At 51.5% G+C, this 22,313-nt stretch carries 22 protein-coding genes and 1 other RNA gene; 11 read left to right on the top strand and 12 right to left on the bottom strand.

Going from position 1 to position 22,313, the window contains the following annotated elements; genetic code table 11:
- The first annotated feature begins 159 nt into the window (after window positions 1-159).
- From ynhH to lpp, 3 genes are all read left to right on the top strand, one after another.
- Window positions 160-390: a protein YnhH gene (gene ynhH / locus C7387_RS23345; protein ID WP_420378143.1), complete on the top strand. Its 231-nt coding sequence runs from the start codon at window positions 160-162 to the stop codon at window positions 388-390.
- Between the two features lie 7 nt (window positions 391-397).
- A complete protein-coding gene (pykF, locus tag C7387_RS05180) occupies window positions 398-1,819 on the top strand; it encodes a pyruvate kinase PykF (protein WP_038257233.1) in 1,422 nt (473 codons plus the stop codon).
- 310 nt (window positions 1,820-2,129) lie between these two features.
- Window positions 2,130-2,366 carry a murein lipoprotein Lpp gene (gene lpp / locus C7387_RS05175; RefSeq protein ID WP_001082307.1) on the top strand — a complete coding sequence of 79 codons (237 nt, stop codon included), beginning with the start codon at window positions 2,130-2,132 and terminating at the stop codon, window positions 2,364-2,366.
- 65 nt (window positions 2,367-2,431) lie between these two features.
- Here the strand turns inward: lpp and ldtE are convergent, their stop codons facing one another.
- The 7 genes from ldtE to sufA all read right to left on the bottom strand — a co-directional run bounded on the left by ldtE (window position 2,432) and on the right by sufA (window position 9,059).
- On the bottom strand, window positions 2,432-3,436 hold the full coding sequence (ldtE, locus tag C7387_RS05170) for a L,D-transpeptidase LdtE (protein ID WP_120816220.1): 1,005 nt from the start codon (window positions 3,434-3,436) through the stop codon (window positions 2,432-2,434).
- 97 nt (window positions 3,437-3,533) lie between these two features.
- Complete coding sequence (gene sufE / locus C7387_RS05165) at window positions 3,534-3,950, bottom strand: cysteine desulfuration protein SufE (RefSeq protein WP_006820167.1); 417 nt, start codon at window positions 3,948-3,950, stop codon at window positions 3,534-3,536.
- A gap of 12 nt (window positions 3,951-3,962) precedes the next feature.
- A complete protein-coding gene (sufS, locus tag C7387_RS05160) occupies window positions 3,963-5,183 on the bottom strand; it encodes a cysteine desulfurase SufS (protein WP_120816219.1) in 1,221 nt (406 codons plus the stop codon).
- On the bottom strand, window positions 5,183-6,454 hold the full coding sequence (gene sufD, locus C7387_RS05155; RefSeq protein WP_120816218.1) for a Fe-S cluster assembly protein SufD: 1,272 nt from the start codon (window positions 6,452-6,454) through the stop codon (window positions 5,183-5,185). Before sufD ends, sufS begins: the two co-directional genes overlap by 1 nt.
- The gene (sufC, locus tag C7387_RS05150) at window positions 6,429-7,175 is read right to left on the bottom strand and encodes a Fe-S cluster assembly ATPase SufC (protein ID WP_038257221.1); all 747 of its coding nucleotides are present in this window, start codon (window positions 7,173-7,175) and stop codon (window positions 6,429-6,431) included. The genes sufD and sufC overlap by 26 nt, the downstream gene beginning before the upstream one ends.
- A gap of 16 nt (window positions 7,176-7,191) precedes the next feature.
- On the bottom strand, window positions 7,192-8,679 hold the full coding sequence (sufB, locus tag C7387_RS05145; protein WP_038257218.1) for a Fe-S cluster assembly protein SufB: 1,488 nt from the start codon (window positions 8,677-8,679) through the stop codon (window positions 7,192-7,194).
- Between the two features lie 2 nt (window positions 8,680-8,681).
- The gene (gene sufA / locus C7387_RS05140) at window positions 8,682-9,059 is read right to left on the bottom strand and encodes a Fe-S cluster assembly scaffold SufA (protein WP_038257214.1); all 378 of its coding nucleotides are present in this window, start codon (window positions 9,057-9,059) and stop codon (window positions 8,682-8,684) included.
- Between the two features lie 882 nt (window positions 9,060-9,941).
- Here sufA and C7387_RS05135 point away from each other — a divergent pair.
- Both C7387_RS05135 and C7387_RS05130 read left to right on the top strand, forming a co-directional pair.
- Complete coding sequence (locus C7387_RS05135) at window positions 9,942-10,829, top strand: GNAT family protein (protein WP_120816217.1); 888 nt, start codon at window positions 9,942-9,944, stop codon at window positions 10,827-10,829.
- Between the two features lie 266 nt (window positions 10,830-11,095).
- Window positions 11,096-11,275 carry a hypothetical protein gene (locus tag C7387_RS05130; RefSeq protein WP_120816216.1) on the top strand — a complete coding sequence of 60 codons (180 nt, stop codon included), beginning with the start codon at window positions 11,096-11,098 and terminating at the stop codon, window positions 11,273-11,275.
- A 229-nt stretch (window positions 11,276-11,504) separates the two neighbouring features.
- Here the strand turns inward: C7387_RS05130 and C7387_RS05125 are convergent, their stop codons facing one another.
- The 3 genes from C7387_RS05125 to C7387_RS05115 all read right to left on the bottom strand — a co-directional run bounded on the left by C7387_RS05125 (window position 11,505) and on the right by C7387_RS05115 (window position 12,908).
- Window positions 11,505-11,978 (bottom strand): glycoside hydrolase family protein, encoded by a 474-nt coding sequence (locus C7387_RS05125; protein ID WP_120816215.1) that lies wholly within the window; start codon window positions 11,976-11,978, stop codon window positions 11,505-11,507.
- A 200-nt stretch (window positions 11,979-12,178) separates the two neighbouring features.
- The gene (locus C7387_RS05120; protein WP_120816214.1) at window positions 12,179-12,460 is read right to left on the bottom strand and encodes a YdgH/BhsA/McbA family protein; all 282 of its coding nucleotides are present in this window, start codon (window positions 12,458-12,460) and stop codon (window positions 12,179-12,181) included.
- A 199-nt stretch (window positions 12,461-12,659) separates the two neighbouring features.
- Complete coding sequence (locus C7387_RS05115) at window positions 12,660-12,908, bottom strand: GlsB/YeaQ/YmgE family stress response membrane protein (RefSeq protein WP_006820176.1); 249 nt, start codon at window positions 12,906-12,908, stop codon at window positions 12,660-12,662.
- A 1,218-nt stretch (window positions 12,909-14,126) separates the two neighbouring features.
- Here C7387_RS05115 and tolA point away from each other — a divergent pair.
- The 4 genes from tolA (at window position 14,127) to C7387_RS05095 (ending at window position 17,241) form a co-directional block, all read left to right on the top strand.
- On the top strand, window positions 14,127-14,564 hold the full coding sequence (tolA, locus tag C7387_RS05110; RefSeq protein ID WP_120816213.1) for a cell envelope integrity protein TolA: 438 nt from the start codon (window positions 14,127-14,129) through the stop codon (window positions 14,562-14,564).
- Window positions 14,565-15,048: 484 nt separating this feature from the next.
- Window positions 15,049-16,257 (top strand): selenium metabolism membrane protein YedE/FdhT, encoded by a 1,209-nt coding sequence (yedE, locus tag C7387_RS05105; RefSeq protein ID WP_040903594.1) that lies wholly within the window; start codon window positions 15,049-15,051, stop codon window positions 16,255-16,257.
- The gene (yedF, locus tag C7387_RS05100; RefSeq protein WP_006820181.1) at window positions 16,254-16,487 is read left to right on the top strand and encodes a sulfurtransferase-like selenium metabolism protein YedF; all 234 of its coding nucleotides are present in this window, start codon (window positions 16,254-16,256) and stop codon (window positions 16,485-16,487) included. Before yedE ends, yedF begins: the two co-directional genes overlap by 4 nt.
- A gap of 91 nt (window positions 16,488-16,578) precedes the next feature.
- Window positions 16,579-17,241: a class I SAM-dependent methyltransferase gene (locus C7387_RS05095; protein WP_120816212.1), complete on the top strand. Its 663-nt coding sequence runs from the start codon at window positions 16,579-16,581 to the stop codon at window positions 17,239-17,241.
- Window positions 17,242-17,281: 40 nt separating this feature from the next.
- Here C7387_RS05095 and menI read toward each other — a convergent pair whose 3' ends face one another.
- On the bottom strand, window positions 17,282-17,692 hold the full coding sequence (gene menI / locus C7387_RS05090) for a 1,4-dihydroxy-2-naphthoyl-CoA hydrolase (RefSeq protein WP_006820183.1): 411 nt from the start codon (window positions 17,690-17,692) through the stop codon (window positions 17,282-17,284).
- Window positions 17,689-20,745, bottom strand: coding sequence for a D-2-hydroxyglutarate dehydrogenase YdiJ (gene ydiJ / locus C7387_RS05085; RefSeq protein WP_120816211.1), 3,057 nt, complete (start codon window positions 20,743-20,745; stop codon window positions 17,689-17,691). The genes menI and ydiJ overlap by 4 nt, the downstream gene beginning before the upstream one ends.
- Window positions 20,746-20,927: 182 nt before the next feature.
- Here ydiJ and ydiK point away from each other — a divergent pair, with 182 nt between their 5' ends.
- The gene (gene ydiK / locus C7387_RS05080) at window positions 20,928-22,055 is read left to right on the top strand and encodes an AI-2E family transporter YdiK (protein ID WP_006820185.1); all 1,128 of its coding nucleotides are present in this window, start codon (window positions 20,928-20,930) and stop codon (window positions 22,053-22,055) included.
- A gap of 139 nt (window positions 22,056-22,194) precedes the next feature.
- Window positions 22,195-22,303, top strand: an RNA gene (rprA, locus tag C7387_RS05075) — antisense sRNA RprA.
- The last annotated feature ends 10 nt before the right edge of the window (window positions 22,304-22,313 follow it).

Raw genomic sequence — 22,313 nt, 5'->3', positions numbered from 1 at the left:
AATAACAACCGAGTCATTGGGCGGAATGACACGTTAATTTCAGTTTAAAAGCGGCAAACGGTTATCGGACAGCAGGCAAATGGTTTTTAATTTGTTATTAAACCTATTGACGTTTTGAAACAGCGTTTTCATTTTCTTTTTTACTCGTAACATCGTATAATGCGCTTCGTTTATTTATTGAATGGTTTCAGCGCATTGGATTGCACACTTCAACGCTTAAAAAATCGCCTCCTTTGCTGGGCTGAACCACCAGCACACTTTCCTCTGCACGCTTTTTTGATGTCACCTATCCTTAGGTCGTGGCATCTGAACTTTCGCACTACAGGTTTAACTCCATGGCAGCACGCCCATGGATCGAGATTTCCATATCCTTCCCAACTTAAAGACTAAGACTGTCATGAAAAAGACCAAAATTGTTTGCACCATCGGACCGAAAACCGAATCCGAAGAGATGTTGACCAAAATGCTGGACGCAGGGATGAACGTCATGCGTCTGAACTTCTCTCACGGCGACTATGCTGAACACGGTCAGCGCATCAAAAACCTGCGCAACGTGATGAGCAAAACCGGTAAAAAAGCGGCGATTCTGCTGGACACTAAAGGTCCGGAAATCCGTACCATCAAGCTGGAAGGCGGTAATGACGTCTCCCTGAAAGCAGGCCAGACCTTCACCTTCACTACCGACAAATCCGTTGTTGGTAACAGCGAAATCGTTGCCGTTACCTACGAAGGCTTCCCTTCTGACCTGAAAGTGGGCAACACCGTTCTGGTTGATGATGGCCTGATCGGTATGGAAGTCACCGCGATTGAAGGTAACAAAGTTATCTGTAAAGTCCTGAACAACGGCGACCTCGGCGAAAACAAAGGCGTTAACCTGCCGGGCGTTTCTATTGCCCTGCCGGCGCTGGCTGAGAAAGACAAACAGGACCTGATCTTCGGCTGTGAGCAAGGCGTTGACTTCGTTGCGGCATCCTTCATCCGTAAGCGCTCTGACGTGCTGGAAATCCGTGAGCACCTGAAAGCTCACGGCGGCGAGAACATCCAGATCATCTCCAAAATCGAAAACCAGGAAGGCCTGAACAACTTCGACGAAATCCTCGAAGCCTCTGACGGCATCATGGTTGCTCGTGGCGACATGGGCGTTGAGATCCCGGTTGAAGAAGTTATCTTCGCCCAGAAAATGATCATCGAAAAATGCGTCCGCGCGCGCAAAGTCGTTATCACCGCGACCCAGATGCTGGATTCAATGATCAAGAACCCGCGTCCAACCCGCGCTGAAGCCGGCGACGTTGCAAACGCCATCCTCGACGGTACCGATGCTGTTATGCTGTCTGGTGAATCTGCTAAGGGTAAATACCCGCTGGAAGCGGTCACCATCATGGCGACCATCTGTGAGCGTACTGACCGCGTGATGACCAGCCGTCTGGACTACAACAACGACAGCCGTAAACTGCGTATCACTGAAGCCGTATGCCGTGGTGCCGTTGAAACCGCTGAGAAACTGGAAGCGCCGCTGATCGTGGTTGCCACCCAGGGCGGTAAATCTGCACGCGCTATCCGTAAATACTTCCCGGATGCAACCATCCTCGCGCTGACCACCAACGAAGTAACTGCCCGTCAGCTGGTGCTGAGCAAAGGCGTTATTCCTCACCTGGTGAAAGAAATCGCTTCTACCGACGATTTCTACCGTCTGGGTAAAGAAGTGGCACTGCAGCTGGTTGAGCGTGGTCTGGCACAAAAAGGCGACGTTGTCGTGATGGTTTCTGGTGCGCTGGTACCGAGCGGAACCACCAATACCGCCTCTGTTCACGTCCTGTAATAATACACAAACTAATTGGTTTGTTTAAAAGGCGCTCTCCGGAGCGCCTTTTTTATTCCCACTGATAGTCACTATCAATAAAAAATCAAATCGGATTTTACTATTTAAGCGCGGATTATCTAAGATGAATCCGATGGAAGCGTCCTGTTTTAACACAGTTTTTTGCACGTTTTTCTCAGAGTCGGTGTTTCTTTGAGCGAACGATCAAAAATAAGTGCATTCGCATTAAAAAAATATTCTCATCCTAAAAAAGTTTGTGTAATACTTGTAACGCTACATGGAGATTAACTCAATCTAGAGGGTATTAATAATGAATCGTACTAAACTGGTACTGGGCGCGGTAATCCTGGGTTCTACTCTGCTGGCAGGTTGCTCCAGCAATGCTAAAATCGATCAGCTGTCTTCTGACGTTCAGACTCTGAACGCTAAAGTTGACCAGCTGAGCAACGACGTGAACGCAATGCGTTCTGACGTTCAGGCTGCTAAAGACGACGCAGCACGCGCTAACCAGCGTCTGGACAACCAGGCTACTAAATACCGTAAGTAATAGTACCTGTGTAATAGAATGGCGCACATTGTGCGCCATTTTTTTTGCCCCGAATCTCGCTCCCCTCACTCCTGCATTGCGCGTCCTTCAGCACTATTCACCGGCGAGACATTCTGCGCTGACTCAACTGAGCCGTTACTGGCTACCGGCGACTGCTCCGTGGAGACCACCACCGGATACCCGGCACGACGGTACAGCGCTTTTTCTACCAGCGCATGATCTACCGCTTTACTCTCCTTAAACGCGGTAAACCCGGCAGGAAGGACATACGGCATCGTCTGCACGTTCTGTTCCTCTTCCGGCGACAACGGACGGTGCACTTCGACATAGCGTTTACCGTCAGGCTCAACCGAGTATTTCACCGGTTCATTAATCACCCTCACCGGCGTTCCGGTGCGCACCTGTGAAAACAATGCCTGGATATCCGGGGCATTCATGCGGATGCAGCCCGAACTAACGCGCAGACCGACGCTGTCCGGCGCGCTGGTGCCATGGATGAGGTATTCGCCATTGCCGTGCGCCAGACGCAGTGCAAAGCGTCCCAGGGGGTTATTTGGCCCTGCTGGCACCACAGGGGGCAGGTTTATCCCTTTCTCCAGCGAGCGTTTGCGGATCCCCGGCGTCGGCGTCCAGGTTGGATTCGGGATTTTTTGCCCGACCCGCGTCTCCATCACCGGCGTTTCCAGCCCCTGCAGGCCGATACCGATCGGGAACACCTGAACGATGTTTTCACCCGGCGGGAAGTAATAGAGCCGCAGTTCAGCAAGGTTCACGATAATCCCCTCGCGTGGAGCATCCGGTAACAGTAACTGGGTGGGAATGGTGACGGTAGTGCCCGCCTTAGGCACGGGCGCAATCGTGTTGTTGGCCTCGAGGATCAGCATCGCCCCGGTATCAAAGCGTCGGGCAATAGCCTGCAGGTTTTTATCCCCCTCCTGTACGGTGTAGGTTTGATTGTGTCCAATGAGACGGCTGCCCGCAGGCGGCAAGGGGTAATCCAGCGCCCAGGCAGAGGAGAAGGCGCTCAGGGCGCCTATAAGTGTTAGTGTACTGAAAGACGCTCTTATCATCGTTTTGATTCCTGTATTCACTGGCAAGCGGCCAGAAAGCTGAAAGACCCGCGGGGCGAAAAACCACCCCGCAAAACAGGAGCATAGCGATATAAGTTTAGCTGTAAAAATCCGCTTTAGTACGAATTGCGCGGATCATTGCTTCGAGCCCCTGCGAACGCGAGGGCGTGAGATGCTGCGTCAGGGACATTTTTTCAAACCACGGGCGCACGTCAAAGGCGACAATGTCTTTTGCGGTCATCTGATGATAAAGAATGAACACGATAGCGATAAGCCCTTTAACTATCGCGGCATCGCTGTCGCCGCGCAGGGTCATGATGCCATCTTCTCCCTGCTCCATCACAATCCACACCTGGCTCTGGCAGCCCTGAATAATATTCTCTGCGCTATGTTCAGCCGGGCTCAGCGGCTCAAGGCGCTGCCCCAGTTCAATCATATAGAGATACTTTTCTTCCCAGTTGGTGCAGCGCAAAAAATTACGCAGAAGCTTATCTCTGTCGGGTAAAACAGCCATTTTGTCTCCCTGCTAGCCCAGTAAACGGTGGATACGCTTGAGCCCTGCGACCAGCCTGTCCACCTCTTCGTAGGTGTTATACATCGCAAGCGACGCCCGGCACATCGCCGGTACGCCATAGAATGCCATCAGCGGCATGGCGCAGTGGTGTCCGGTACGGATCGCAATCCCGTAGTTATCGAGGAAGCTCCCAACATCAAAGGCATGATGTTTGCCGAGATTAAAGGCAATCACTCCCAGCCTGTCGTCCGGGCCGTACAACGTCAGATCGGGAACGCTGGTCAGCTCACCGAGCGCATAGTGCATCAGGGTTTGTTCATATTCGGCAATCGTCTCCAGCCCCAGCGCGCTTACGTAGGTCAGCGCGGCGCCAAGCCCGATAATCCCGCTCGTGTTCGGCGTACCAGCCTCAAAGCGCCACGGCGCTTTCGCCCAGGTGGTACCTTCGGTGAGGCTGACCGTGGCAATCATCGAACCACCACCTTCCCACGGCGGCATCTCCTGCAGAATAGCCTCTTTGGCATACAGCACACCGATCCCGGTCGGGCCATACAGTTTGTGGCCGGAGAAGACGTAAAAATCGCAATCCAGCTGCTGCACGTCTACCGGGTGGTGCATCACCGCCTGTGCGCCATCCACCAGCACTTTAGCCCCATGCTGGTGAGCAAGAGCAATCATTTCCAGCAGCGGGTTCTGGGTGCCCAGCACGTTGGATACCTGGGTTATTGCCACCAGCTTCGTGCGTTCATCCAGAAGCCCCTGTAACGCATCAGGCTGTAGCGTACCGTCCGGCGTAAGCGGGATGACCCGCAGCTCGGCCCCGATGCGCGCGCAGAGCATTTGCCACGGCACGATATTGGCGTGATGCTCCATCTGGCTGATGATGATGTTGTCACCCGCACCTACATTGCTGGCCCCCCAGCTGTTCGCCACCAGGTTTATCCCTTCGGTAGTCCCCCGGACAAAGACAATTTCTTCCGCCGAACCGGCGTGCAGGAACGTGGCCGCCTGCTGGCGGACTTCTTCCATGCGCGTCGTGGCTTCGGCACTAAGGGTGTGGATCCCCCGGTGCACGGCTGCATATCCGTGGCGGTAAAACTCGGCCTCTGCGCTAATCACCTGCTCGGGTTTCTGCGCGCTGGCGGCACTATCGAGATAGGCCAGCGGCTGGCCGTTGACTTCCCGGGCAAGTACCGGAAAATCTGCCCGCACCTTATCCACCGAGAATGTCATCATTTTCCTCCTGGCAGGCGTTCGCCAATCCTGCCCAACACTTGCTGTTTCAGGGCTTCATCGTCAATCACTTCGGTCAGCTCAGCCGCAAAGGCGTAGATAATCATCTGCTGCGCCGCCTGCTGGTCAATCCCACGCGAGCGCAGGTAGAACAGTTGCTCGTCGTCGATACGCCCAACCGTCGCCCCATGGCTGCATTTGACGTCGTCGGCATAGATTTCCAGCTGCGGCTTGCTGTCAGCTTCCGCCAGCCTGCCGAGCAGCAAATTGTTGTTGGTCATCTGTCCGTCGGTTTTAATCGCGTGCGGCGCGACGTTAATAATGCCGTTAAACACCGCCCGCCCTTTATCACTGACGATGGTTTTATGCAGCTGACGGCTGTTGCAGTAGCCTTTACCGTGTTCAAGCCAGGTGCGCGTATCGCACACTTCACTCTTCACCGGCATTGCCAGGCTATTCACCCTCAGGGTGCTGTTCTCACCGCTCAGACGGGTGCTGGTATTGTGGCGCAGTACGCCGCTACCGAGCAGGAAACTGCTGCTGAAGGCGGCGGCATCCTGCCCCAACAGAATATCGTTATGGGCAAAGTGGTAACTTTGCGGATTTTCAAACGCGAGCTTGAGGTGGTGCAGCTGCGCGTTATCCGCCACCTGCATCGTCAGTCGTGAACCGGTGAAGTGGCGGCTGGTGTTCAGGCTGACATAATGCTCCAGCACCGTCGCCTCTGCGCCCTGCGCCAGTTCAAGATGGTGACGATAGTGCACCGTCGGCATGTCGTCGCCTTCCAGCCCCTGGGTGATGTGCATCAGCAGCAGCGGTTTTACCGGCCGCTGGTTGCGCGCTACGCGAATATGCGTGACCGTCGTCGCCAGGCTTTCCGTCAGGTGTAAAAACACTTCCGGCTGTACCGCATCCGGCAGAGACTGTCGCTCATCGTTTACCGTGACCGCAAACCCACTGTCGGCCAGATCATCACTCAACGCCGGTATAAATTCGCCGTCGACGAACACGAGCCGCGTGGCAACAATCGGCAACGCCAGCGCATCGCGAAGCGCTGCATCAACAACCGCAGGCGTCAGCGTCACGAAGTTGCCGCTGTGCAGCCCATCGAGCGGCGTGTATTTCCAGTCTTCATGTTTACGCCCAGGCAGCCCCAGGTGCAGCAACTGTTGCAAATGCTGCTGCGCCTGTTCAGAACGCGGGATACCTGCAGCTTCAAACAGGTGATGCCATTGTTGCAGCACGTTATTGCTGTTCGGTAAGCCAGCCATAGCCCTGCTCCTCCAGCTGTTTAACCAGAGTAAAGTCACCGCTTTTCACGATGCGCCCCTGATACAGAACGTGGACCACGTCGGGTTTGATGTAGTCGAGAATACGCTGGTAGTGGGTCACAATAATGAATGACCGCTTGCCGTCACGCAGAGAGTTTACGCCGTCGGCGACAATCTTCAGCGCGTCGATATCCAGCCCGGAATCGGATTCATCAAGAATGCACAATTCAGGCTCCAGGACCGCCATCTGCAGGATATCATTACGCTTTTTCTCCCCGCCCGAGAAGCCCACGTTCACCGAACGGGTCAGCAGATCTTCCGGCATTTTCAGCAGTTTGATTTTATCTTCCATCAGATCCTGAAAATCGAAGCGATCGAGCGCCTCCAGGCCCCGATACTGACGCACCGCGTTAAGCGCCGTTTGCAGGAAGAACTGGTTGCTGACGCCTGGGATTTCCACAGGATACTGAAAAGCCATGAAGATCCCTTCACCGGCCCGGTCTTCCGGTGACAATTCAAGTAAATCTTTACCGTGAAACTCTACCGTTCCGCCGGTCACTTCATAATCTTCGCGCCCGGCAAGCGTTGCTGAAAGCGTACTCTTCCCGGAGCCGTTCGGCCCCATGATGGCGTGCACTTCACCCGGGCGGACCTCAAGACTCAGCCCGCGCAGGATCTCTTTATCTTCAACGGCAACCTGCAAATTTTTAATACTTAACATAGTGTTCCCTTAATCCTTAACCGACGCTGTGTTCAAGGCTTATCGCCAGCAATTTCTGCGCTTCCACGGCAAATTCCAGCGGCAGCTCTGAGAAGACATCCTTACAGAAGCCGTTGACGATCATCGAGATGGCATCATCTTCTGAGATCCCACGCTGCAGGCAGTAAAACAGCTGATCTTCACCGATCCGCGACGTGGTGGCTTCGTGCTCAAGCTGTGCGCTGTTGTTGCGACACTCGACGTAGGGGAAAGTATGCGCCCCGCAGTCTGGGCCAATCAGCATGGAGTCGCACTGGGTAAAGTTGCGCGCGTTGGTCGCGGTTGGCATGATTTTCACTAAGCCGCGATAGCTGTTCTGGCTGTGCCCGGCGGAGATCCCTTTCGAGATAATGGTCGATCGGGTGTTCTTGCCGATGTGGATCATTTTGGTACCGGTATCAGCCTGCTGATGCCCGCTAGTCAGCGCCACCGAGAAAAACTCACCAATCGAGTTATCCCCGCGCAGGATGCAGCTCGGGTATTTCCAGGTAATGGCAGAGCCGGTCTCCGACTGGGTCCACGACATTTTGCTGTTCTCGCCTTCGCACAGCGCACGCTTGGTGACGAAGTTGAGGATCCCGCCGGTATTGTTGTCGCCCGGGAACCAGTTCTGCACCGTGGAGTATTTCACCTCCGCATCGCGATGGATGATGACTTCCACCACCGCCGCGTGCAGCTGGTAGCTGTCGCGCACCGGGGCGGAGCAGCCTTCGATATAGCTCACATAGCTGCCTTCGTCCGCCACCAGAATCGTGCGTTCGAACTGGCCGGTTTTCTCAGCGTTGATGCGAAAATAGGTTGAGAGCTCCATCGGGCAGCGCACGCCCTTCGGCACATAAATAAACGTGCCGTCTGAAGCAACCGCCGCGTTGAGTGCGGCAAAGAAGTTGTCGTTCCCCGGCACCACGGTGCCAAGATATTTTTTCACAAGCTCAGGGTGATCGTGGATCGCTTCGCCGAAGGAACAGAAGATGATCCCCTGCTCCGCCAGTTTCTCACGGTAGGTGGTCGCGACGGACACCGAGTCAAAAATGGCATCGACTGCCACTTCTCGCCCTTCACGGACCGGAACCCCCAGCTGATTGAATGCGTCCTCGACTTCACTGGTCAGAAAGGTATTTGCTCCGGTCTGCTGTACCGCGCCCGGCTCAGAGGCACAGGTTTCATCGCAGTTACCGCACGATGGCGCCGAGTAATAGCTGTAATCCTGATAGTTCAGTTTGTCATAATGCGCCTTCAGCCAGTGCGGCTCCTCCATCTCCTGCCATGCACGAAACGCATTCAGGCGAAATTCGAGCATCCACTCCGGCTCATTACGTTTTGCAGAGATAGCACGCACCACCTCTTCGTTAATGCCTTTGGCCAGCTCGTCGGTTTTAAGCTGGGTAAAGAACCCTTCTTTATAATTCAGTGGACCGCCGGTCCAGCTTTTGACATCGTCAGTTGCTTCAGTATTACGAGACATAATTACTCCGCCTGCACCCCAAAACTTTCGCCACAGCCACATTCGTGCTGTGCTTTCGGGTTATGGAACTTAAACAACTGGTTTAACCCCTCGCGGACATAATCCACGACGGTACCATCAATGAACGGCATCGCTTTCAGCGATACATACAGCTTCGCGCCGTCGGTTTCGAACAGCAGATCGTCGTCATTCGGTTGACTGACCGTATCCAGCACGTAGCCAAAACCGGCGCACCCGGTCTGCTTCACGCCGAGCCGCATGCCCAGCATGCCGGGATTTTTTTGCACCAGCTCGCGGACGTGGGCCGCGGCCTCAGGCGTCAGGCTGAGTCCTTGCCAGGCAAAGTCATTGGGATCGAAGGTTCCTGAATGTACATCCATAGTCCACCTCATGTGTTGAAGCCACCAGGGCCATGACTCTATGGTAGTGATAATGATTATCACTTCAACCCCTTGCCAGCAGGGGCTTTCCGGCAAATGGGCTGTTTCAGTGGCTTTTATTAAGCATAGACCCTGTTACAGGGCTTAACAGGACCGGCGAATTTTGTTCAATAGATTGATAAATAATGACTTTAGCGGAGGTTATCGGCGTAAAACCAGGATGTGATAAAAATGTATTGAAAATACCTATTTGTCTGATAGATCCCTCAAAATGCCAAAAATCAGGAAGTTATAGAGAGATCATGGGGTTATGTAAATCGCTCACCGGACAATAGCGGGCAATATTGGACATTTTTTCGCCCCAAAATGCGCCCCCAAGCCCCAATATGCCCCCAATATGCCCCCCAAACTCGTCTCAGACCAGCCCTCTTTCATTACTATAAAAACGAAGGAGGGTAAGCGGAAAAGTCGCTTGGCGGAATCAGGATAATAGCCAGCCAACGGAGTTGATTCTGGATTGCAAAGTGTTCTGATTATTCACACTGTGAGAGATGTTCTATTTTTCCATTGAATCTGATGGCTAACAATCATTCATTAGAATCAGAAAAACGCACTAATAATCAAAGATTGATCGTTATAAACGATCGATTAAGAAAAATTGATCGTTCTTATTTATTTGATAGAAAAGTCAATTACCCATACCGTAATAATATACAACACAAGGATTTGACACATGTGGCTCCCAATCGGGTTACTTGTCGACTGGCATTCGTTGTTATTCATTGGTTTATAGATGCTCAGGACGTTTTTATCTAAGTGTGATAACAAGCGGTAAAAACATTTAGCTCGCCAATATATTCTAAACACATAACACTTTAACTTATGAATATTATAAAGAACTTTTTTGGTTGGCATGAGATAGATAGTCAGGATTACGATATTACATTTAATAAATTTGGAGGAAATATTATCAGCAATCCAAATGTTTTGGCTTTTCTTCATAACCGGTTCACTCTGAATGAATCCTACTACGCCCACAGAAATAACGCTGGTGATATTGATGGTGCAATCTGCGTCTGGAATAATAAATACATAGCAGGTGAACCAAAGGCAGTAATGAAGTATGGCCTAAAAATTTACCCTCTAAATTTCGATGAGATAATATTACCCATTAGCGAAGAGGTTGTTTACTTACCATTTAAAACCAAACACCTTTCAGGCGCAAACACGCAGAGAATCATCAACAAAAGCCACCTGTTCAATGCAAAGCGAAGGGTATGCATCGTTAAACAACCATCATCAAAAACGCGACAAACCAGAAAGCGAGAGCTAAGGAAATTTATTGAAGCAGGAGGGACTATTAAAAGCATCTCGGAGTACTCCCGAGAAGAATATGTCGATATTTTTGATGAATTGTATTTTATGCGCCGAGGAAGTCACATTAACAAAAGTGTTGTACTTGATATTTTCAACTCCATACCAAACATATTTGTTGGAAACGTGCTTGAATACAATGGTTCCCCTTGCGCTACTCAACTTATTGCCAGCCAAAGCGACAACACTACCGTGTATTTTGATTATGTAAACTCCGGTCGTGCTATGGAACTGGATTGGCACCCCATTGGAACTATCTCACTATGGACGAATATCATGAGCGCACAGAATACTGCCACCGACACTTGTAAAAAACTAAGATTTAGCTTTGGGCGCCCAACCGCTGATTATAAACACCGCTGGTGCACCATGAACAAATTGTACCGTCTGATTTAATCATACAATAAATCTCTTGATAAGCGCCTTAACTTCATTAAGGCGCATCTTGTTAGCATCACCATCGTTTCCGCTATCAATCACAACATCTCACTGAAACAATAGCACCATGAGTAATCTCACCATCTATTAAATAAACCATGCAAATATATTGTCAGTTATCAATCCACACAATCAATACATAATAATATAAGTTTGTTTTCGGACTAATAATACAATATAAAGTTAACACCACAAAAAATGTGGTGTTTATTGAGAGGTATTATATGGCACTGAAACCAGGCGACAACTCCGGGAAAGATGGCGGTATTTACCAGGAGCAAGGCCCTCGTGGCGGCAAGAAAGATAACTTCGCCACTATTGCAGACAACAAGACAGCACCGCCCACCTCAAAACCAGGGAGCACCTGGGTTCCGTTGAAAAAAACGCCCGACAGCAAGCGTTAATCGGTAACGACGTAAAGCCTGCGTAAGCAGGCTTTTATTGCCAGGACACTATGAGCAAAAATACCGCTTCATCCCTGTTTGCACCATGCAATAGATACATCCTCTAACAGCATTTTATGCTGGAGTTAAAACTCTCACCCTCGAGAAATTTTTCACCGCCCTCCTTCAAAACCTCTTGTTTACACTGCCAATAGGGCGTATTTCCACCACCCAGCAGTAGAATATAAAATCAGAAACTGTATGTGGGTTGCCACAGACCTGATTTCAGCACGGCGGACTGGCGCTGGGCGCGAGAGGGAGTCTGTTTTGCCCAGCTGCTGTTCAGCATTTGGGCGACGGCCTCGTCCCACTCCTCCGCGCTAATTGCAGCCAACATCTGATGGAAACCACTCAGCCCCGCAACGCCCATCTGATAGGCCATTGAGGTCAGAATATCCTGCCGCGGCTGGTTGCAATGAGCTAACGCAATGCTGATTTCACTGTTTTTCCGCATCCCGGCCTGCACGCCACTGACGGTGTCGGAAAGCCAGGCGTCGATGGTCGTATCGCTTAACCTGAAGGTGTAATTTTTAATTGAAGCCCCCTGCGGGCCAAGCTTGAAACCAACCCCGGTAGTTGGATAACCGAGGCTATCGAGATAAGGAGTATAGCGAACGCCTTCTTCCTGACGAAGAAGCGGAATAATGGCACTTTGCTGAGTCATAAGAATTTACCTGTTTACTGGTTCGGGATCCCGCATAACACTAACTACCTTCCGCGGACAACCGACTCAGAATAAAAAAGTAAATTCCTCTTAATTGTGCCTTCTCTGAACAGAAATGAGCAGAATTTGCTTATTCGAAACGAAACAAGCAGATCCGTTACCGGATGAAAACAGCAACGGACCAGGCTTGCAAGATGTTATTAGCGGTAAACTTCGGCATTCCCCATCCACAGGCTGGAATCACCAGGCGTATTCAGTGCCACAATGTGCAGCTGCGAGCCGCCAAGCTGTTCGGCTTTTTGCTGCAGTTTATGCACCGCATCGTCAGAGCTTCCGCGAACTCCGCTCACTGAAACGCTGCCAATCGACACCTGACTGTTTGCTGAACTGCTGTCGATGAGTTTTGGCAGCGGGGCGGCAAATAACGCTGAGGAGAACAAGGCGCTAAAAATAATGGGTAACGCAATAGTCAGTCGTTTCATATCTGGGATCCTTATCGTTGTTGTTGCAGAGTAGATACGAAAGAGTATTAATGAACATCAGACAGCAAACGTCATGACTTTAAAACAAACTTAAAGAGTGTGTGGAGAAAAAGGAGGGAGTGTAACAAGAGTTGATACCGCAATTACGCGTGTAAAAGCTGCCCGCAGGCAGCTTTGAGAAATGAGCTTAGCGCAGTACTTAGCTTTTAATTTTTCTGTAGGCGAACAGCACGACCAGCGCACCGATGATCGCAACCACAAAGCTACCGATATTGAAACCATCCACTTTGCCGAAGCCAAACAGTGTGCTAATCCAGCCACCGACAACCGCACCTACGATCCCGAGGATCACTGTAACGAAGAAACCACCGCCATCTTTTCCTGGCATAATCCACTTCGCCAGAATCCCCGCAATAAGCCCAAAAACAATCCAGGAAATAATACCCATGTTCGTCGTACCCTCTTTTCATTCGGTAGTTCATTTACCGTTTCAAAGCGTAGCACATGAAAATGACAACATGAGGTCAATGCGCGAAAGCCGCCAGTTTTTCCGTGCATTTCTTACTTTGTTGAATAAAGAGTGAACGTAAACCCTACCAGATCTGGGTGTTTAGCGCTTGTTCACGCGTTTATCGAAGATATCTTTAACCGTACTAAGGTGGTGCATTTTTTGTCTGTAGTATATGCCCCCCCTTTATCCAGGCATTGGTCCTTATCGACATAATCTATAGCTGCAATCAAAAAGAAGTAGACGGTTAGTAATGCCAATACAACAATAACAGCTTTCACTATCATTTAATTACCCTTGTATATATATTCTAATTTAATGGTGTCTATTACCACAAACAGTACTCTTGTCACGTATGATTTGTTGACGCATAAAGAAAAATGACACATGAAGCGATGAATACCATTATCAATAAGTAAATAATATTTTTATTATGCATTGCGCGTTCTCGGAGAGAATAGAATTACTGCTCACGTACGAAAAATTCCCGCACACGGGTGCGGGTGGAATACAGATTCCAAGTGAAGGCTTGTAATCCTTCATTCATTGTTTTCACCAAGATAAATGAAACGACATTGCCTTTCACTAATCATAAAGTGGTAAGCCACCATTTTCTCTAATCAACTGAAAGCAATATAAATAAATGAACAGAAAGATCGGTGACAACCCTGAGCGCTAAAAAAACAACCAAAAGCAGTTTAAAACACCAAAATCACATCAATATTTAAGATTATTATGCTGACATAAATAAAAGCCCTGCCCATTTAAGCCAGGATAATAAGCACGCTTTGTTTAATTTATATTTACTTTCATTTGAAATTATATCATTTTAATACTTCTGGAAAATGTCGGTGGATATGCGAAGTAAAACGCCATAAGTCCCAGACAGTTTGCCTATTTCTTGAGGTGAAAATGTTATCGTTTATCCATTATACTAAGATTTTTGGGAGTGGTCCCGGCGACCAGGAACACTAATCAGACAGTTATTGCAGAAGTTTTTTTCATTCTCGGGTGAACAATAGTCACCACTGTTGTAAAACATGCCTGGGACATTGCTTACTATCTAAATAAGAGCTGTTGTTCGCTTTGGCCCCTCGCTTTACGAGCACGGTGGTCTGCATCTATGATGGGGTGAATTTTAACAGACAGGGAAGCATCATGACATTCAACATACCACTTAAAATAAATTTCCTCACTCTCCTATTACTGCTGATTTCCTGTAGTCATTATCCAGCTAAGACGGATCCCGAAGCTATACCAGGCAGCGTGAAATCAACAAATGTTGACGATCTTTTACGCGATCTTCAGTCAGAACCAAAGCCGACAAAGCAGGCAAAAATTTCCGCATACGCCGCTCAGATCCGCAGCGTTATGGTGAAAAAAATACCTTCGGCAGAAGCATATGTAGGAAAGGTCTGTACCATCCGTATATCGCTACAGCGCGATGGCTTAGTGAATAATGCCACCGCAGAGGCAGGCGACGAAAAGTTTTGTCGGATGTTAATATCCACAATAACGCATACGCAATTCCCCGCCGCCCCCGATGAAGAAACCTATCAGGTATTCAAAAATGCCCATTTTGATTTCAAACCATAGGTGTAGCGTTCTGAAACCTTCAGACCCGGCGGAACTTTTGAAGATGAAAATCTGACTGGACACGTAAATATGAAGCGCAATCACTCTTATGAGGAATAGTGGCTAACAGTATTCCTCACCGGTCTACCCGCCGGACTCACTGCACATCAGAAATGTAACAATCCCAGGTCTCTCAGTGCACCGAGTATCAGCAGGATGAACATAACGGCATCGAATGGGTTCGGCATAAGTCACCTCATTCTGAAACGTGCTGCGATGAATCGCCCTACGCTGCTACTTCATAGTAAGTATAAACTCAATACTGCTTTTTTACTGTTTTTGTCTGACTGTGACTCAGTCAAGAGAATGAGCGCGTATGCCTTCGCACCAACTCTCTCGGCGTAATTTGGCCAGCAGTTTTGAAGAAATTCTGGAGAAAGAAAAAAATAATAGGATTACAATACTTTACTCCACAAACCACCTTCTGAGTTCAGAGGCACTTCTCATGACCTGGCAAGACTTCAAACAGGCCTGGCTTATTAAATTTTGGGCACCCATTCCAGCGGTGATCGCAGCAGGCATTCTCTCTACCTATTATTTCGGCATTACCGGCACTTTCTGGGCTGTCACCGGCGAATTTACCCGCTGGGGCGGGCAGTTATTACAGCTGGCGGGCATTCATGCGGAAAACTGGGGTTACTACAAACTCATCCATCTTGAAGGAACACCGCTCACCCGCATCGACGGGATGATGATTATTGGCATGTTCGGCGGTTGTTTTGCGGCAGCGCTGTGGGCTAATAACGTTAAGTTGCGCATGCCACGTAGCCGCATACGCATCGCTCAGGCCATTGCCGGAGGGATTATTGCTGGTTTTGGTGCTCGTCTGGCAATGGGTTGTAACCTGGCCGCTTTCTTTACCGGCATTCCGCAGTTCTCCTTGCATGCGTGGTTTTTTGCCGTAGCCACGGCCATCGGCTCCTGGTTTGGTGCACGTTTTACCCTGCTACCACTGTTCCGTATCCCGGTAAAAATGCAGAAGGTTTCTGCTGCCTCGCCGCTCACCCAGAAGCCAGACCAGGCGCGCCGTCGTTTTCGTCTGGGAATGCTGGTGTTTGCCGGTATGATTGGCTGGGCGCTTCTGACCGCAATGAACCAGCCAAAGCTGGGCCTGGCGATGCTGTTTGGGGTTGGGTTCGGGCTGCTGATTGAACGTGCGCAGATCTGTTTTACCTCGGCGTTTCGCGATCTGTGGATCACCGGACGCACCCATATGGCAAAAGCGATTATCTTCGGCATGGCAGCCAGCGCTATCGGGATCTTCAGCTATGTGCAACTGGGTGTCGAGGCCAAAATCATGTGGGCTGGTCCAAATGCCGTCATTGGTGGCCTGCTGTTTGGTTTCGGGATTGTCCTTGCCGGTGGTTGTGAAACCGGCTGGATGTATCGCGCGGTGGAAGGCCAGGTGCACTACTGGTGGGTCGGCCTTGGGAACGTTATTGGTTCGACCATTCTTGCTTATTTCTGGGACGACCTCTCCCCGGCACTCGCCACCAGCTGGGATAAAGTAAATCTGCTGAATACCTTTGGTCCATTAGGCGGTCTGCTGGTGACCTATTTATTACTGTTCATTGCCCTACTGTTAATCATCGGCTGGGAAAAACGCTTTTTCCGTCGCCGGGTTTCTCCAGCCGTTATTGAGGACGCTGCATGAAAACGTATACTCCGGATTACCGCCTCGACATGGTGGGTGAGCCTTGTCCTTATCCCGCAGTTGCCACGCTTGAAGCCATGCCACAGTTGAAAAAAGGCGAGATCCTTGAAGTCGTCAGCGACTGTCCGCAGTCGATTAACAACATCCCGCTGGACGCCAAAAACCACGGTTACACGGTACTGGATATCCAGCAGGATGGGCCGACTATTCGCTATCTGATTCAAAAGTAAGGATATCAAAAGCGTTTACCGGTTTTTTATTGTTGCCTTTGCCTGCATGACTTGCTTTAATTTCATCCCGGAATAATGACAAGATGGAACTATGAAAAAAGCAACGAGTGCAGGCGCTGCCGTCTATACCCCTTTCACGCTTAAACTTTATGACTGGTGGGTACTGTCCGTATCTAATCAGTATGCCTGGCGATGCCCGACCTCGGCCAACCTGCTGCCCCACTTTGTGAAGCACACTGGCTACAGTCATCTGGATATTGGTGTCGGTACCGGCTATTACCTCACCCACCTGCCCGAGAATTGCCAGCTGGCGCTTGCCGATCTGAACCACAATAGTTTGCAGGTTGCGGCACGCCGCGTCGGAACTGAGCGAGTAAACAAAAGCCTTGCCCACGATATCTATCAGCCGTTCCCGGCCGAGTGGCAGCAGCAGTTCGATTCAGTCTCACTGTTTTATCTCCTGCACTGCCTGCCAGGAACCATGACTGACAAACAGGTGGTCATCAAGCACGCCGCTATGGCTTTAAAGCCAGATGGTCAATTGAGTGGGGCTACCATTCTTGGAAAAGGGGTATCGCATAACGCCTTTGGGCGTAAGCTAATGGCGGTTTATAACAAGAAAGGCATTTTTTCAAACCAACTGGATTGTGAAAATACGCTGCATGAAGCTTTATCGACCTGTTTCACGGATGTTGAAATAAACGTTGTGGGCACCGTCGCGCTGTTTCGTGCCAGTTCACCTCGCGTTGCTTGAAACTAACGCCTCTCCACCGTCGTGCAGAGGCGTCATGGCATTACACCACCGCCGTGGTCAGCCTTGATGAGCAGGTCAACCGCCCTTCTTCATCGAAGATTTCAATCTGCCACACCTGATGGCGGCTACCGGCATGTAGCGCGGTACACACCCCACGCACACGCCCGCTGCGCACCGAACGAATGTGGTTAGCGTTCACCTCAACACCTACCACCTTTTGCGAGCCCTCGGTACACAGATAGCCCGCCACCGAACCCAGGGTTTCCGCCAGCACCACCGACGCACCGCCGTGCAGCAAACCAAACGGCTGATGGGTGCGGCTATCGACCGGCATGGTGGCCTCCAGTGACTCATCTGTGAATACATCAAACTGAATATCGAGTAGACCGACCATATTATTGGCGCCCATCGCATTCAGCTGATCGAGCGTAGCGCTGCGTTTCCAGATCATCCTATTATCTCCAGTAGTGCCTGCAACGGGTGGCGAACGCCATTCCCTTCAATACGTTTCACCTGGCTACGGCAGGAATAGCCGGTAGCCAGACAACGGTTTCGTGGTAATTTTTGGATTGCCTGTTGCCATGACAAAGCGTAGATCCCAAGCGAGTTTTCGTGGTTTTTCACCTCGTGCCCGTAGGTGCCCGCCATGCCGCAGCAGCCGACGCTGACGCTCTCAAGCTTCGCGCCAAAGCGTGCAAAGATAGAGGCCCACTGCGCAGGTGCCGCCGGTAGCGCCGTCACCTCCGTACAGTGACCGAAGAGATACCACGCTTCGCCACCGGCAGCGGCCGGCGTTACCGTTTCCAGCGCCCGGGGTAGCCATTCGTGCACCAGCATCACCTGAAAATCCCCCCTTGCTGCGCCGAGGGTCTGTTTGTACTCATCGCGATAACAGAGCACCAGTGCCGGATCCACGCCCACCATTGGCATACCCAGTTCAGCAATGCGATTAAGGAAATCTGCCGTTTTCTTCGCCGTTTTCGCAAAGCGTCTAAGGAAGCCTTTAATATGCTGGGCTTTTCCGTTTGGTGAGAATGGCAGCACCACCGGCTGATAACCGACCTTCTCCACCAGACGCACGAAATCGGCCACCACCTGCGCATCGTAGTAGCTGGTGAACGGATCCTGCACCACCAGCACCGTTTTCGCTTTCTGCTCGCCGCTTAGCGCTTCCAGTTGCTCCAGCGTCATGTTGGCGGAACGATGCCCAGCCAGCTGCTCATGGAGGGAAGGTGCTGACAGCAGAGGCAAATCAATCATCCCAATGTGCTTCGCCGACAGGCTTTTTACCCACGGCTGGCTGATAAAGAAGTTGAACGTTTTAGGCGCGCGCGCCATCAACGGTGCGTAGCTTTCGACCGTTGCGACAACGTGGTCGCGCAGCGGGCGCAGATAGCGGGTGTGATAAAGCTGCAGGAAACGCGAGCGGAAATCAGGAACATCAATTTTAATCGGACACTGGGTTGAACACGCTTTACAGGCAAGACAGCCCGACATCGCCTCTTTCACCTCGTGCGAGAAGTCATACTCCCCCTTGCGCGCATGCCAGCTGTTACGCGTACGCTCAATCAATCCGCGCAGGCTCGCACCTTTGGTCGGCAGTGCTTTTTCCAGTACCAGCGGATCCACGCCCCTGTCAGCAAGCAGGCGTAGCCACTCGCGCACCAGCGTCGCGCGTCCCTTCGGGGAATGAATGCGGTTGCTGGAAATTTTCATCGACGGGCACATCGGGCTACGGGCATCAAAGTTAAAACAGAGCCCGTTGCCATTACACTCCATCGCGCCTCGCCATGAGGCGCGCACCGCAATCGGGATCTGCCTGTCGAGCGTTCCGCGCTTGACCGCATCCACCTTCATCATCGGCGCATCAACGCCCGCTGGTGGGCAAATTTTTCCTGGATTCAGGCGGTTATGCGGGTCGAACGCCGCTTTCACCTTGCGCAATTCGCCGTACAGCGTCTCGCCAAAGAACGCCGGGCTGTACTCTGCGCGAAAACCTTTTCCATGCTCGCCCCACAGCAGACCACCATATTTTGCCGTCAGTGCCACCACCTGATCGGAGATCTTTTTCATCAGGATCTCCTGCTGCGGATCGCACATATCGAGGGCCGGACGCACGTGCAGCACCCCGGCATCGACGTGACCAAACATGCCGTAGTTCAGGCCGTAGCTATCGAGCAGCGCGCGGAATTCGACGATATAGTCGGCGAGATGCTCCGGCGGCACGCAGGTATCTTCGGCAAACGGAATCGGCTTGGCAGCCCCCTTCGCGTTGCCGAGCAGACCAACCGCCTTTTTACGCATCGCATAAATGCGCTCAATACCTTCCAGATCGCCGCATATTTGCCAGCCGATAACACCGCCCTCGCCGTTTGCCATCAGCGTGTCAAGACGCGCGCAGAGCGCTTCCATCCGGGACTCAATCAGCGCGGCATCGTCACCAGCAAATTCGACGATATTTAAACCGAGCATTTGTTTGTCGGTGACGTCGGTAATCAGTTCACTCACCGAATGCCAGACGATATCTTCTCGCGCCAGGTTGAGCACCGTGGAATCCACCGTCTCTACCGACAGCGCTTTTGCTTCCACCATAAATGGTGCATTACGCAAGGCTGAATCGAAGGAGTCGTACTTGACGTTCACCAGCCGACGTACTTTTGGCAAGCGGGTGATGTCGAGCCGGGCTTCGGTGATAAAGGCCAGGGTCCCTTCGGAGCCTGTCAGAACGCGGGTTAAATCGAACTCGTTCATCGCGTCATTGAAGACGTGGCGAAGATCGTAGCCGGTCAGGAAGCGGTTGAGTTTGGGGAACTTATCGATAATCAGCTGGCGGTTTTCCCGGCAGCTCTGGTACACCGTCTGGTAGATACGACCTATCGCAGACTGTTCTTTGCCGAGCATCTCAGCAAGCTGAACCGGCATCGGCTGGGTATCGAGAATGTCACCACCGAGCAGCACCGCCCGCACGCCAAGCACGTGATCGGAGGTTTTGCCATACACCAGCGAGCCCTGCCCGGAGGCGTCGGTATTGATCATTCCTCCCAGAGTGGCGCGGTTACTGGTAGAGAGCTCGGGAGCGAAGAAATAGCCGAAAGGTTTAAGATACTGGTTAAGCTGGTCTTTAATCACCCCAGCCTCAACCCGCACCCATCCCTCTTCCGGGTTGATTTCGATGATACGGTTCATGTGGCGTGAGAGATCGACGACAATGCCCTGGTTCAGCGCCTGACCGTTGGTACCCGTACCGCCACCGCGTGGTGTGAACACCAGCGACGCGAAGCGCTCCTCGGAGGCGAGCCTTGCCAGCAGAGCGACATCCGCAGTAGAACGCGGGAAGACGACAGCATCCGGTAACAGCTGATAAATGCTGTTGTCGGTCGCCATGGTGAGTCTGTCGGCATAGCCGGTGGCGGTATCGCCGGTGAATCCTTGTTGCTCCAGTTCCTGCAAAAAAGTCAGCACCAGTTGAACGACACCCGGCGCCTGAGAAATCTGTGGGATCATGACGCTTGACCCTGCCTGATAATAGTTGTGTTGTTAGTCTGTTATCGTTTGCGTACGACCAGATCGTTGTATCACATTTTTTTCTTATGTGCTTAGCGGATTTGCAGGCAGAATCATTTCGCTGAAATGACTGATATCATTATCAGATCTGCTGTTGTGTATTAAAAAGGAAAATTACGTTTATGGTTAATCTTCGTCAGCCCAGGGATATACCGCAAATACTGCTGTCGGTGCTGTTTTTAGCCCTCATCATTACCGCCTGCCTGTGGGTAATTCAGCCGTTTGTGCTGGGCTTCGCCTGGGCGGGTACCATCGTTATTGCTACCTGGCCGGTGTTGCTGCGTTTGCAGCGCTTGCTGTTTGGTCGCCGGGCGCTTGCCGTACTGGCAATGACGATTCTGCTGTTCCTGCTGTTTGTGATCCCCATTGGCCTGCTGGTCAATAGTCTGGTAGACAGCGGCGGCCCGCTGATTCATAGCATCACCAGCGGTAGCATCGCATTACCAGATTTCGCCTGGCTCAACAGCGTACCTCTGGTTGGCGCTAAGCTCTATTCCGGCTGGCACAGTCTGCTCGACATGGGCGGTACGGCGCTGATGGCAAAAATAAAACCTTATCTGGGTGCCACCACCACCTGGTTTGTCGGCCAGGCGGCGCATATCGGCCGTCTGCTGCTGCACTGCGGCCTGATGCTGCTCTTCAGCGCACTGCTGTACTGGCAGGGGGAAAAAGTCGCCTACGGGATCCGCCATTTCGCCACGCGTCTGGCAGGCCGTCGCGGCGATGCTGCTGTGCTGCTGGCCGGCCAGGCCGTCCGCGCCGTCGCGCTGGGTGTGGTCGTGACCGCACTGGTGCAGGCCGTCACCGGCGGGATCGGGCTGGCTATCTCCGGCGTGCCTTACGCGACTCTGCTTACGGTAGTCATGATCTTCACCTGTCTGGTTCAGCTTGGGCCACTGCTGGTCCTGGTTCCTTCTATCATCTGGCTTTACTACACCGGGGATACCACCTGGGGTACCGTGCTGCTGGTGTGGAGCTGCGTGGTCGGCACAATGGATAACGTAATTCGCCCGTTGCTTATCCGCATGGGTGCCGACCTGCCGCTTATTCTGATCCTCTCCGGGGTTATCGGTGGCCTCTTCGCCTTCGGCATGATTGGCCTGTTCATCGGCCCGGTTCTGCTGGCTGTCACCTGGCGTCTTTTCGATGCCTGGGTGCATGAAGTTCCCCCACCGCCAGCCGACCCGGACCAGGTACTGGCTGAGCTTGAAGCCCTTCAACGCAACAACGATGAAAGCGCCAGAACTTAAGCGATACTAATCAATGGCGAGGGCAATCCTCGCCATATGTTCCTCCCACCCCGCATTTACTTCGCAAATTCTTTACCTCTCGTTAACGATTGAGACGAATCTGATCGACGCAAAAATTCACAGTGCCTACTATTAGGTCACGGTTATAAATCAACACCTTGATTTATAAATCATGGAAATCCCCTGAGTGAAACAACGAATTGCTGTGTGTAGTCTTTGCCCAACTCCCACGTTGGGCTTTTTTTTTGCCCGGACGGC

The sequence above is a fragment of the Yokenella regensburgei genome (assembly GCF_003634235.1).
Taxonomy (GTDB): domain Bacteria; phylum Pseudomonadota; class Gammaproteobacteria; order Enterobacterales; family Enterobacteriaceae; genus Yokenella; species Yokenella regensburgei.
This window is presented reverse-complemented; position numbering and strand designations above follow the sequence as displayed.